Below are 13417 nucleotides of genomic sequence, written 5' to 3'. Positions count from 1 at the left end.
AAACTAACCCGCATATAGACAAGGTGAAAACTCTCTAATGGCCGATTGGCAGTCCCTCGATCCCGAGGCCGCTCGTGAAGCGGAAAAATATGAAAACCCTATTCCCAGCCGCGAACTGATCCTTCAGCACCTTGCTGATCGGGGTTCGCCTGCTGCCCGCGAGCAACTGGTCGAAGAGTTTGGTCTGACCACGGAAGACCAGATTGAAGCCCTGCGCCGCCGCCTGCGCGCCATGGAGCGCGACGCTCAACTGATCTACACCCGCCGTGGCACGTATGCGCCGGTGGACAAGCTCGACCTGATCCTCGGCCGCATCAGCGGTCACCGCGACGGCTTCGGCTTCCTGGTGCCGGATGACGGCTCCGACGACCTGTTCATGAGCCCGGCGCAAATGCGTCTGGTGTTCGACGGCGACCGTGCCCTGGCCCGTGTTTCCGGGCTGGACCGTCGTGGTCGTCGCGAAGGTGTGATCGTCGAAGTGGTGTCCCGTGCCCACGAAAGCATCGTCGGCCGTTACTTCGAAGAGGGCGGTATCGGTTTCGTCGTCGCGGACAACCCGAAGATCCAGCAGGAAGTGCTGGTGACGCCGGGCCGCAACGCCAACGCCCAGATCGGTCAGTTCGTCGAGGTGAAAATCACCCACTGGCCGACTCCGCGCTTCCAGCCGCAAGGCGATGTGATCGAAGTCGTCGGCAACTACATGGCGCCGGGCATGGAAATCGATGTCGCCCTGCGCACCTACGACATTCCGCACGTCTGGCCTGAAGCTGTTCTGAAGGAAGCCGGCAAGCTCAAGCCGGAAGTCGAAGAGAAAGACAAAGAGAAGCGCGTCGACCTGCGCCATCTGCCGTTTGTCACCATCGACGGCGAAGATGCCCGCGACTTCGACGATGCGGTCTATTGCGAAGCCAAGCCCGGCAAACTGCGCCTGTTCTCCGGCGGCTGGAAGTTGTACGTGGCGATTGCCGACGTTTCCAGCTACGTGAAGATCGGTTCGGCTCTGGACAACGAAGCCCAGGTCCGTGGCAACTCGGTGTACTTCCCCGAGCGCGTGGTGCCGATGCTGCCGGAGCAGCTGTCCAACGGTCTGTGCTCGCTGAACCCCCACGTCGACCGTCTGGCCATGGTTTGCGAGATGACCATCTCCAAGTCCGGCGAAATGACCGACTATTGCTTCTATGAAGCGGTGATTCACTCTCACGCCCGTCTGACCTACAACAAGGTCAGTGCCATGCTGGAAACGCCGAAGGCCGCCGAAGGTCGCAAACTTCGTGGTGAATACACCGACGTCTTGCCGCATCTGAAGCAGCTCTACGCGCTGTACAAGGTATTGCTGGCTGCCCGTCACGTGCGTGGCGCGATCGATTTCGAAACGCAGGAAACCCGGATCATCTTCGGTTCCGAGCGCAAAATTGCCGAAATCCGTCCGACCACCCGCAACGACGCGCACAAGCTGATCGAGGAATGCATGCTGGCGGCCAACGTGGCCACCGCCGAATTCCTGAAGAAGCACGAGATCCCTGCGCTGTACCGCGTCCACGACGGCCCGCCACCGGAGCGTCTGGAAAAACTGCGTGCGTTCCTGGGTGAGCTCGGTCTGTCCTTGCACAAAGGCAAGGATGGCCCGTCGCCGAAGGATTATCAGGCCCTGTTGGCCAGCATCAAGGACCGTCCGGATTTCCACCTGATCCAGACCGTGATGCTGCGCTCCCTGAGCCAGGCGGTGTACAGCGCCCAGAACGAAGGCCACTTCGGCCTGAATTACGAAGCCTATACCCACTTCACCTCGCCGATCCGTCGTTACCCGGACCTGCTCACGCACCGGGCGATCCGCAGCGTGATCCATTCGAAACAGGACACCCCGCACGTTCGTCGTGCCGGCGCGATGACCATTCCGAAGGCGCGCATCTATCCGTACGACGAAGCAGCGCTGGAGCAGCTCGGCGAGCAGTGCTCGATGAGCGAGCGCCGTGCCGACGAAGCGACCCGCGATGTGGTGAACTGGCTCAAGTGCGAGTTCATGAAGGATCGCGTGGGCGAATCGTTCCCGGGCGTGATCACTGCCGTGACCGGTTTTGGTCTGTTCGTCGAACTGACCGATATCTACGTCGAAGGTCTGGTGCACGTCACCGCACTGCCGGGCGACTACTACCACTTCGACCCTGTGCACCACCGCTTGGCGGGCGAGCGCACCGGTCGCAGCTTCCGTCTTGGCGATACCGTTGAAGTGCGCGTCATGCGCGTCGATCTCGACGAGCGCAAGATCGACTTCGAGATGGCTGAAAAAACCATCAGCGCGCCGATCGGCCGCAAGAAGCGTGGCGCCGAGGCGACCGCTCCGGCGGCCAAGGCTGTGGAAGAAAAAGCTCCGGCAAAAACCGCCAGCCGTCGTCCGGCCAAGGAAAAAGCTGTCGAGGCCTATCGTCCGAGCGATGCCGTGGCGAAAAACGCCGAGCTGCGCAAAAGCCGTGAATTGAAAAAGGCCTTGCTGGCCGACGCCAAGAGCGGTGGTAAAGCGGCGTCCGGGGGAAAGACCGGACGGTCGGCGCCTGACAAGGCCTCCGGCGGCAAGCCAGCCAAGCCGAGCAAACACCGCAAGGGCCCGCCGAAAGCGGGCTCCGCTCCAGCCAAAAGCGGCGGGGCACGTAAACCGAAGGCGAAGTCATGAGTCAGTTGGAAAAAATCTACGGCGTTCACGCGGTAGAAGCGTTGCTGCGTCACCACCCTAAGCGCGTCAAGCAGATCTGGCTGGCCGAAAGCCGTAACGATCCGCGAGTGCAGACGCTCATTGAACTGGCCAACGAAAACCGGGTTCAGATCGGTCAGGCCGAGCGCCGCGAAATGGATGCCTGGGTCGAGGGCGTGCACCAGGGCGTGGTGGCGGACGTTAGTCCGAGCCAGGTCTGGGGCGAGGCGATGCTCGACGAACTGCTTGATCGCACCGAGGGCGCGCCGCTGTTGCTGGTGCTCGACGGCGTGACCGACCCGCACAACCTCGGCGCGTGCCTGCGTTCGGCGGACGCAGCCGGTGCTTTGGCGGTCATCGTGCCGAAGGACAAGTCGGCCACTCTGACGCCTGTCGTGCGTAAAGTGGCCTGCGGCGCGGCGGAAGTGATTCCGCTGGTGGCCGTCACCAACCTTGCGCGCACCCTGGAAAAACTCCAGCAACGCGGGTTATGGATTGTCGGCACGGCGGGTGAGGCCGAGGTCAGCATCTATGACCAGGACCTGACCGGCCCGACCATCCTGATCATGGGTGCCGAAGGCAAAGGCATGCGTCGCCTGACCCGCGAGCATTGCGATTACCTGGTGCACCTGCCGATGGCCGGTAGCGTCAGCAGTCTCAACGTTTCCGTGGCGACAGGCGTGTGCCTGTTCGAAGCCCAGCGCCAGCGCGGTGCCAAGGCCAGGGCAGCTGCCAAAAAGCCTTGAGCCATACGGCGATTCAAATGTGGGAGCGGGCGTGCTCGCGAAAGCGGAGTTACATTCAGCATCATTGTTGAGTGTTTCCCCCAATCGCGAGCAGGCTCGCTCCCGCAGTGCTTTGTGGTGTGACCCGCAATGGTGACTGTTCAAATAATCACCAATTGCCTTGCACCTCTTCAGTCCCTTCTCTACAATTGCGCCCCTTGCTGTGGCGGCAGGCATGCATGTGCCCCGCGCCGGCAAGTCCATAAGTGTCATTCACTCCTTGTCTGACCGTTTTTGAGCGGCAGGCTACAACCCGTAAGGAGCATTCATGCGTCATTACGAAATCATCTTTCTGGTCCACCCTGACCAGAGCGAGCAAGTCGGCGGCATGGTTGAGCGTTACACCAAGCTGATCGAAGAAGACGGCGGCAAAATCCACCGTCTGGAAGACTGGGGCCGTCGTCAACTGGCCTACGCAATCAACAATGTTCACAAGGCTCACTACGTGATGCTGAACGTTGAGTGCACCGGCAAGGCCCTGGCCGAGCTGGAAGACAACTTCCGCTACAACGATGCTGTGATCCGTAACCTGGTCATCCGTCGCGACGAAGCCGTTACCGGCCAGTCCGAGATGCTCAAGGCTGAAGAAAACCGCAGTGAGCGCCGTGAGCGTCGCGAACGTCCTGAGCACGATGGCAGCGCCGATGGCGATGACAGCGATAGCGACAGCGACAACAGCGATAACGCTGACGAGTAATCCACGGACCTTTTAAGGAGCCTATCAAATGGCACGTTTCTTCCGTCGTCGTAAATTCTGCCGCTTCACCGCTGAAGACGTGAAGGAGATCGACTACAAAGATCTCAACACTCTGAAAGCCTACGTATCCGAGACCGGCAAAATCGTTCCAAGCCGCATCACCGGTACCAAAGCTCGTTATCAGCGTCAGCTGGCCACCGCTATCAAGCGCGCCCGCTTCCTGGCCCTGCTGGCCTACACCGACAGCCACGGCCGCTGAGACCGGGCAGTCGACAAGTAGCAAAGGATTGAATGCATGCGTGCCTTAGCTGAGTTCATCATGCGCGGCCGTATGCAGGCCACTCTTGTAGTGGCCGGGTGTGCAACATTGCCGTTGTTGTATTGGTTGGGTGCTGCCGCCGGAAGCCTGGTGCTTCTGCGGCGCGGATTGGCCGACGCCCTGGGCGTCGTGTCGTTGGGACTGCTGCCGGCATTGATCTGGTGGTTGTATGCCGATGACCCACGTGCGCTTCTGGTGCTGCTGGGGTCTTCGGGGCTTGCGCTGGTGTTGCGCGCAAGCGAGTCCTGGGTCCGTACGCTGCTGGTCAGCGTGGCCATGGGGCTGGTGTTTTCAGTGGTGCTCGGGGCGGCGTTTGCGCCCCAGATCGAGATGCTGGCGCAGGCCTTGATAAAGGTCATGCCCGCGCTTCTCGGTGATGCCTACCAACATTTGTCGGTAGACGAGCAGGCGCATTTCGCGTCGCTGATCGCACCGGTCGTGACCGGCCTGATTGCGGCCTTGTTGCAGATCGTCAGCGTGCTGAGCCTGATTGTCGGGCGGTACTGGCAGGCGTTGTTGTACAACCCGGGTGGTTTTGGTCGCGAGTTTCGCGCCATCCGGATCCCGCTGGGGCCGGCGATGTTACTGCTGGCGTTGATGCTTCTGGGCCCGAACCTCGGTGCACAGATGGCCATGTTGACGCCGTTGTGCAGTGTACCGCTGGTGTTCGCCGGGCTGGCCCTGATTCACGGGCTGGTGGCGCAAAGGCGACTGGTCGGTTTCTGGCTGGTGGGGTTGTACGTGACGCTGTTGCTGTTCATGCAGCTGATCTATCCGTTGCTCGTGGTTCTGGCCATTGTCGACAGCCTGATTGATTTTCGCGGTCGGGTGTCGAAAGACACCGATAACGCGAACGGTGAAGGTTAAAAGTTAAGAGGATTTCCACATGCAACTGATCCTTCTGGAAAAAATCGCCAACCTGGGCAACCTAGGCGACAAAGTAAACGTTAAGGCCGGTTACGGCCGTAACTACCTGCTGCCTTTCGGCAAAGCCACCGCTGCGACCGCTGCCAACCTGGCTGCGTTCGAAGAGCGTCGCGCTGAGCTGGAAAAAGCCGCCGCAGACCGTAAAGCATCGGCTGAAAGCCGTGCTGCCCAACTGGCCGAGCTGGAAGTGACCATCACTGCCACCGCTGGCGACGAAGGCAAGCTGTTCGGTTCGATCGGTACTCACGACATCGCTGACGCACTGACCGCCTCCGGCGTTGAAGTTGCGAAAAGCGAAGTTCGTCTGCCGAACGGCACCATCCGCAACGTGGGTGAATTCGACGTGGCTGTGCACCTGCACGCCGAAGTTGAAGCCACCGTACGCGTTGTCGTGGTAGCAGCTTAAGCAACACCCTGATCGACTGGCGGCTTGTCCGGCAGACGGTTAACATCGGGCACGATCCTGTTTACAGGTCGTGCCCTTTGTCTTTCTGCACTCCCTGCTTTTCCTGATTAAAAAGTGGCCATGAACGAAATCTCCGCTCCCGAGCAATATGATCTGCAAACCGCCGCGCTGAAGGTGCCGCCGCATTCCATCGAGGCCGAACAGGCCGTGCTCGGTGGTCTGATGCTGGACAACAACGCCTGGGAACGGGTGCTCGATCAAGTCTCCGACGGCGATTTCTACCGACATGACCACCGTCTGATTTTCCGAGCGATCGCCAAACTGGCCGATCAGAACCTGCCCATCGACGTCGTGACCCTTGCCGAACAACTGGACAAGGAAGGTCAGACCTCGCAGGTCGGCGGCCTCGGTTATCTTGGTGAGCTGGCGAAAAACACGCCGTCCGTCGCCAACATCAAGGCCTATGCGCAGATCGTCCGCCAGCGTGCGACGTTGCGTCAGCTGATCGGTATCAGCACCGAAATTGCCGACAGCGCCTTCAACCCCGAGGGTCGCACCGCCGAGGAAATCCTCGACGAAGCCGAGCGGCAGATCTTCGCGATTGCCGAGGCCCGGCCGAAAACCGGCGGCCCGGTGGGTGTCAATGACCTGCTCACCAAGGCCATCGACCGCATCGATACGCTGTTCAACACCTCGGATGCGATCACCGGCCTGTCCACCGGCTACACCGACCTCGACGAGAAGACCAGCGGCCTGCAACCGGCCGACTTGATCATCGTCGCCGGCCGTCCGTCGATGGGTAAGACGACTTTCGCGATGAACCTGGTGGAAAACGCCGTGTTGCGCAGCGACAAGGTGGTGCTGGTGTACTCTCTCGAGATGCCAGGCGAATCGCTGATCATGCGTATGCTGTCGTCCCTCGGTCGGATCGACCAGACCAAGGTGCGTTCCGGCCAGCTGGAAGACGACGACTGGCCGCGCCTGACCTCGGCGGTCAATCTGCTCAACGATCGCAAGCTGTTCATCGACGACACTGCCGGTATCAGCCCGTCGGAGATGCGTGCCCGGACCCGGCGTCTGGTGCGCGAGCACGGCGACATCGGCCTGATCATGATCGACTACCTGCAGTTGATGCAGATTCCCGGCTCCAGTGGTGACAACCGGACCAACGAGATTTCCGAGATCTCCCGATCCCTGAAAGCCCTGGCCAAGGAATTCAACTGCCCCGTGGTTGCCCTGTCGCAGCTCAACCGCTCCCTGGAGCAACGTCCCAACAAGCGTCCGGTGAACTCCGACTTGCGGGAATCCGGAGCGATTGAGCAGGACGCCGACGTGATCATGTTTGTGTACCGGGACGAGGTGTATCACCCGGAAACCGAACACAAGGGCATCGCCGAAATCATCATCGGCAAGCAGCGGAACGGCCCGATCGGTTTCATCCGCCTGGCCTTCATCGGCAAGTACACGCGCTTCGAAAACCTCGCGCCGGGCAGTTACAACTTCGACGACGACGAGTAACTCCGCCCTCGTCTGACAGCCCATGATATTTCCGACCACAGCCGTCGGAATTGGTCATTTTTTGTGCTATATTCCGCGCCCGCGATTTTGCACCTCAACACCGGTCATCGACATGCAAGCAGCCAAGCCGTTATTTGACTATCCAAAATACTGGGCCGAATGTTTCGGGCCGGCGCCATTCCTGCCGATGAGCAGGGAGGAGATGGATCAGCTTGGCTGGGATTCCTGCGACATCATCATTGTCACGGGTGATGCCTACGTCGATCACCCGTCGTTCGGCATGGCGATCATCGGCCGGCTGCTGGAGTCGCAAGGCTTCCGCGTCGGGATCATTGCCCAGCCTGACTGGCAGTCCAAAGACGACTTCATGAAGCTCGGCGAGCCGAACCTGTTCTTCGGCGTCGCGGCCGGCAACATGGACTCGATGATCAACCGCTACACCGCGGACAAGAAAATTCGCTCCGACGACGCCTACACCCCGGGCGGCATGGCCGGCAAACGTCCGGATCGTGCGAGCCTGGTCTACAGCCAGCGCTGCAAGGAAGCCTACAAGCACGTGCCGATCGTGCTCGGCGGCATCGAAGCCTCCCTGCGCCGCATCGCCCACTACGACTATTGGCAAGATCGCGTGCGCAACTCGATCCTGATCGACGCCAGCGCCGACATCCTGCTCTACGGCAACGCAGAGCGAGCGATTGTCGAAGTCGCCCAGCGTCTGTCCTACGGTCACAAGATCGAAGACATCACCGACGTGCGCGGCACCGCGTTCATCCGTCGTGACACCCCGGCGGGCTGGTACGAAGTCGACTCCACGCGCATCGACCGTCCGGGCAAGATCGACAAGATCATCAACCCGTACGTCAACACCCAGGACACGGCGGCTTGCGCCATCGAGCAGGAAAAAGGCCCTGTCGATGATCCGCAGGAAGCCAAGGTCGTGCAGATCCTGGCCAGCCCGAAAATGACCCGTGACAAGACCGTGATCCGCCTGCCGTCGATGGAAAAGGTGCGTAACGATCCGGTCCTGTATGCCCACGCCAACCGCGTGCTGCACCTGGAAACCAACCCGGGCAACGCCCGCGCGCTGGTGCAGAAGCATGGCGAGATCGACGTCTGGTTCAACCCGCCGCCGATTCCGATGACCACCGAAGAAATGGACTACGTGTTCGGCATGCCTTACGCACGTGTCCCGCATCCTGCGTATGGCAAGGAAAAGATCCCGGCCTACGACATGATCCGCTTCTCGGTGAACATCATGCGTGGCTGCTTCGGCGGCTGCACCTTCTGCTCGATCACCGAGCACGAAGGCCGGATCATCCAGAACCGTTCCGAAGAGTCGATCATTCGCGAAATCGAAGAGATCCGCGACAAGGTGCCAGGTTTCACCGGCGTCATCTCCGACCTCGGCGGCCCGACCGCGAACATGTACCGCATCGCCTGCAAGAGCCCGGAAATCGAATCCGCGTGCCGCAAGCCGTCCTGCGTGTTCCCGGGCATCTGTCCGAACCTGAACACCGACCACTCGTCGTTGATCCAGCTGTACCGCAGCGCCCGTGCGCTGCCGGGCGTGAAGAAGATCCTGATCGCCTCGGGTCTGCGCTACGACCTCGCGGTCGAATCGCCGGAATACGTCAAGGAGCTGGTGACCCACCACGTCGGTGGTTATCTGAAGATCGCCCCGGAGCACACCGAGGAAGGTCCGCTCAACCAGATGATGAAACCGGGGATCGGCACTTACGACCGCTTCAAGCGCATGTTCGAGAAGTTCTCGAAGGAAGCGGGCAAGGAGCAGTACCTGATTCCGTACTTCATCGCGGCCCACCCGGGCACCACCGATGAGGACATGATGAACCTGGCTCTGTGGCTCAAGGGCAACGGTTTCCGTGCCGACCAGGTGCAGGCGTTCTATCCGTCGCCGATGGCCTCGGCCACCGCCATGTATCACTCGGGCAAGAACCCGCTGCGCAAGGTCACCTACAAGAGCGACGGCGTGACCATCGTCAAGAGCGAGGAGCAGCGCCGCCTGCACAAGGCGTTCCTGCGTTATCACGATCCGAAGGGCTGGCCGATGCTGCGTGAAGCGCTGATCCGCATGGGCCGTGGCGACCTGATCGGGCCGGGCAAGCACCAGTTGATCCCGCTGCATCAGCCGGCCACCGACAGCTACCAGAGTGCCCGTCGCAAGAACTCGACGCCGGCCGGCAGCCATAAGGTCGCGAAAGAGAAGACCACCAAGATCCTCACCCAGCACACCGGTCTGCCACCGCGTGCCAGCGACGGCGGCAATCCTTGGGACAAGCGTGAACAGGCCAAGGCCGCGGCATTCGCCCGCAACCAGCAGGCCGCCAAGGAGCGCAAGGAAGCGGCGAAAGGCAAAGGGCCGAAACCGGCACGCAAGCCGGTCGTACCGCGCTGAAACGCACTTGAGCTGAACAGAACGCCAACCTTCGGGTTGGCGTTTTGCTGATCGTTCCCACGTCGAGGCGTCGAACCGTCTGCGTGGGAATGCCTCTAGGGACGCTCCGCGTCCAGTGACGCAGAGCGTCACGGGCTGCATTCCCACGCGGGAGCGTGGGAACGATCAAGTACCAAGCCGCTTTCGCAACATTTGCGTGCAACTGTGCCAAACCATTTCACCGCATCGCCCGATTTTGGTGCTGTACTGCCCTGAGCATTCCGGGAAAGCGCCCAAGCCTCTGCATGGCATAAGTCTTGCGCGCTTTCGAATACGCTTGGGCTCGCAGGAGGCACGCCGTGTCGATTCATGTCGCATTGCATCACGTCACGCATTACCGCTACGACCGCGCTGTTGAACTCGGCCCGCAGATCGTGCGTTTGCGCCCGGCTGCCCACAGCCGCACGCGGATTCTGTCTTATTCACTGAAGGTCTCGCCCGAGCAGCACTTCATCAACTGGCAGCAGGACCCTCAGGGCAACTACCTCGCACGCCTGGTGTTTCCCGAGAAAACCGCCGAACTGCGGATCGAGGTCGATCTGCTGGCCGAGATGGCGGTGTTCAATCCGTTCGACTTTTTCCTCGAGCCCTACGCCGAGAAAATCCCCTTCGCCTACGCCGCCGATGAACGCAAGGAACTGGCGCCGTACCTCGAAACCCTGCCGCTGACGCCGAAGTTCAAGGCGTACCTGGACGCCATCGACCGTACGCCGCTGCCGGCCGTGGATTTCCTGGTGGCGCTCAACCAGCGTCTGAGCGAAGACATCAATTACCTGATTCGCATGGAGCCGGGCGTTCAGACCCCGGAGCACACGCTTGAACACGCCTCCGGCTCTTGTCGCGACTCCGCATGGCTGCTGGTGCAACTGCTGCGCAATCTCGGACTGGCGGCACGTTTCGTCTCCGGTTACCTGATCCAACTGACGGCCGACGTGAAAAGCCTCGACGGCCCGTCCGGCACCGAAGTGGACTTCACCGACCTGCACGCCTGGTGCGAGGTGTACCTGCCCGGCGCCGGCTGGATCGGTCTTGATGCGACCTCCGGACTGTTCGCCGGGGAAGGGCATATTCCGCTGGCCTGCAGTCCCGATCCGTCCTCGGCGGCGCCGATCAGTGGAATGGTGGAGCCTTGCGAATGCGAGTTCAGCCACGACATGTCGGTGGAACGGATCTGGGAAGCCCCACGCGTCACCAAGCCCTACACCGATGAGCAATGGCTGGCGATCCAGGCGCTGGGTCGGCAGATCGATGCCGACCTGCTGGAAGGTGATGTACGCCTGACCATGGGGGGCGAACCGACCTTCGTATCCATCGACGACCCCGACGGCGCCGAATGGAACACCGCCGCGCTGGGCCCGGACAAGCGCCGGCTCTCCGCCGAACTGTTCCAGCGCATGCGCAAGCACTACGCACCCAAAGGGCTGGTGCATTTCGGCCAGGGCAAGTGGTATCCGGGCGAGCAACTGCCGCGCTGGTCGCTGAATTGCTACTGGCGTCGCGACGGCGTGCCGATCTGGCACAACAACGCGCTGATCGCCGATGAGCAGCAGGACTACGGCGCCGATGGCGCACTGGCCGGGCGTTTTCTGGCAAGCGTCGCCGAACGCCTGAAATTGCCGACACGCTTCGTTTTTCCGGCCTACGAAGACAATTTTTATTACCTCTGGTGCGAGGGCGCCTTGCCGAGCAACGTCAGCGCCGAAGACTCGCGTCTGGAGGAACCTCTGGAACGTGCGCGACTGCGCAAGGTGTTCAGTCAGGGACTGGACAAGGTCATCGGCCAGGTACTGCCGCTGGCGCGCACCGCCAAGGGCGATCAATGGCAGAGCGGGCGCTGGTATCTGCGCGATGAACATTGTCGGCTGGTGCCGGGGGATTCACCGCTCGGGTATCGCCTGCCGTTGGGCTCGCAGCCCTGGGTGAAGGCGGCGGAGTATCCGTTCATTCATCCGAATGACCCGAATCAGGACTTTCCCGAACTGCCCGAAACATCGCAGCTCAATGATCACCGTGAGCCGGCTGCGGTGGACGAGCGTGTGCCGAAGATTGACGAATCCGCCGACTGGCTGACCCGCACGGCATTCTGCGCCGAGGCCCGGGAAGGCCGGTTGTACCTGTTCATGCCACCGCTGGAGCGGGTCGAGGATTATCTGGAACTGGTGGCTGCCATCGAAGCCACTGCCGAGGAACTGCATTGCCCGGTATTGCTGGAGGGTTATGAGCCGCCGAGCGATCCGCGTCTGAGCAACTTCCGCATTACGCCGGATCCCGGCGTGATTGAGGTCAACGTACAGCCGTCGGCGACCTGGGATGAGTTGGTCGAGCGCACCGAGTTTCTGTACGAAGAAGCGCGCCAGACCCGACTGTCCACCGAGAAATTCATGGTCGACGGACGACATACCGGAACCGGCGGCGGCAACCATTTCGTGCTTGGTGGCGCGACTCCGGGCGATTCACCGTTTCTGCGCCGTCCGGATCTGCTGCGCAGCCTGATCAGCTACTGGCACAACCATCCTTCGCTGTCCTACCTGTTTTCCGGACTGTTCATCGGCCCGACCTCTCAGGCGCCGCGAGTCGATGAAGCGCGCAACGATGCGCTATATGAGCTGGAAATCGCTTTCGCGCAGATGCCGGCGCCGGGAGAAGACTGCCCGCCGTGGCTGGTCGATCGCTTGCTGCGCAACTTGCTGATTGACGTCACCGGCAACACCCACCGCGCCGAGTTCTGCATCGACAAGCTGTATTCACCGGATGGCGCCACCGGGCGCCTCGGTCTGCTGGAGTTGCGCGCGTTCGAGATGCCGCCCCATGCGCGCATGAGTCTGGCGCAACAGCTGTTGTTGCGGGCGCTGGTGGCGCGGTTCTGGCGCGAGCCTTATGCGCCGCCGAAGCTGGTGCGTTGGGGTACGGAACTGCACGACCGCTTCCTCTTGCCGCACTTCATCGAGCAGGACTTCGCCGACGTCATCGTCGAACTCAACAATGCCGGTTACCCCTTGCGCGCCGAATGGTTTGCGGCGCATCTGGAGTTCCGCTTTCCCAAGGTCGGCGACTACACCGTCAACGGTATCGAACTGGAATTGCGTCAGGCCCTTGAACCCTGGCATGTGCTGGGCGAGGAGGGCGCGGCGGGCGGTACGGTGCGCTATGTCGATTCATCGCTGGAACGCTTGCAGGTCAAGCTTTCGGGGCTGCCGCCGCAGCGTTATCTGCTGACCTGCAATGGCATCCCGGTGCCGCTGCAATCGACCGGCCGGGTGGGCGAGTTTGTTGCCGGTGTGCGTTTTCGCGCATGGCAACCGGCCAACTGCCTGCAACCGACGATCCCGGTGCATGCGCCGCTGGTGTTCGACTTGCTTGATACCTGGATGCAGCGCTCGCTGGGCGGTTGCCAGTACCACGTCGCGCATCCGGGCGGGCGCAATTACGAAACGCTGCCGGTCAACGCCAACGAAGCGGAGAGCCGGCGCATGGCACGTTTCTTCCGCATCGGACATACGCCGGGGAAACTCCCTATACCGAATCTGACTATCTCCGACGAGTTTCCGATGACACTCGATTTACGACGCTTTTGATTCGTACACGACCCCCGGATTTTTCGTATATCCGGGCGTCATGTGCCTG

9 protein-coding genes are annotated in these 13417 nt (G+C 61.3%); all 9 read left to right on the top strand.

Going from position 1 to position 13417, the window contains the following annotated elements; genetic code table 11:
• Window positions 1-37: 37 nt before the first annotated feature.
• The gene (gene rnr / locus CAF79_RS28200; RefSeq protein ID WP_085701306.1) at window positions 38-2668 is read left to right on the top strand and encodes a ribonuclease R; all 2631 of its coding nucleotides are present in this window, start codon (window positions 38-40) and stop codon (window positions 2666-2668) included.
• Window positions 2665-3432, top strand: a complete 768-nt coding sequence (gene rlmB / locus CAF79_RS28195; RefSeq protein ID WP_085701305.1) for a 23S rRNA (guanosine(2251)-2'-O)-methyltransferase RlmB — start codon at window positions 2665-2667, stop codon at window positions 3430-3432. Before rnr ends, rlmB begins: the two co-directional genes overlap by 4 nt.
• Before the next feature lie 307 nt (window positions 3433-3739).
• Window positions 3740-4168, top strand: coding sequence for a 30S ribosomal protein S6 (gene rpsF, locus CAF79_RS28190; RefSeq protein ID WP_007950702.1), 429 nt, complete (start codon window positions 3740-3742; stop codon window positions 4166-4168).
• A gap of 28 nt (window positions 4169-4196) precedes the next feature.
• Window positions 4197-4427 carry a 30S ribosomal protein S18 gene (gene rpsR / locus CAF79_RS28185; protein WP_002551829.1) on the top strand — a complete coding sequence of 77 codons (231 nt, stop codon included), beginning with the start codon at window positions 4197-4199 and terminating at the stop codon, window positions 4425-4427.
• A gap of 36 nt (window positions 4428-4463) precedes the next feature.
• Window positions 4464-5354: a hypothetical protein gene (locus tag CAF79_RS28180; protein WP_085701304.1), complete on the top strand. Its 891-nt coding sequence runs from the start codon at window positions 4464-4466 to the stop codon at window positions 5352-5354.
• A gap of 19 nt (window positions 5355-5373) precedes the next feature.
• Window positions 5374-5820: a 50S ribosomal protein L9 gene (gene rplI, locus CAF79_RS28175; protein ID WP_003186385.1), complete on the top strand. Its 447-nt coding sequence runs from the start codon at window positions 5374-5376 to the stop codon at window positions 5818-5820.
• 120 nt (window positions 5821-5940) lie between these two features.
• Window positions 5941-7338: a replicative DNA helicase gene (dnaB, locus tag CAF79_RS28170; RefSeq protein WP_085701303.1), complete on the top strand. Its 1398-nt coding sequence runs from the start codon at window positions 5941-5943 to the stop codon at window positions 7336-7338.
• A gap of 112 nt (window positions 7339-7450) precedes the next feature.
• Window positions 7451-9754, top strand: a complete 2304-nt coding sequence (locus tag CAF79_RS28165; protein WP_085701302.1) for a YgiQ family radical SAM protein — start codon at window positions 7451-7453, stop codon at window positions 9752-9754.
• 338 nt (window positions 9755-10092) lie between these two features.
• Entirely contained in the window at window positions 10093-13368 is a 3276-nt protein-coding gene (locus CAF79_RS28160; protein WP_085701301.1) for a DUF2126 domain-containing protein, read from the top strand.
• Window positions 13369-13417 lie beyond the last annotated feature (49 nt).

This window comes from Pseudomonas sp. B26(2017), from assembly GCF_002113045.1.
Lineage (GTDB): Bacteria > Pseudomonadota > Gammaproteobacteria > Pseudomonadales > Pseudomonadaceae > Aquipseudomonas.
Note: the sequence above shows the minus strand (reverse complement) of the source record. Positions and strands in the feature narration are given on the sequence as shown.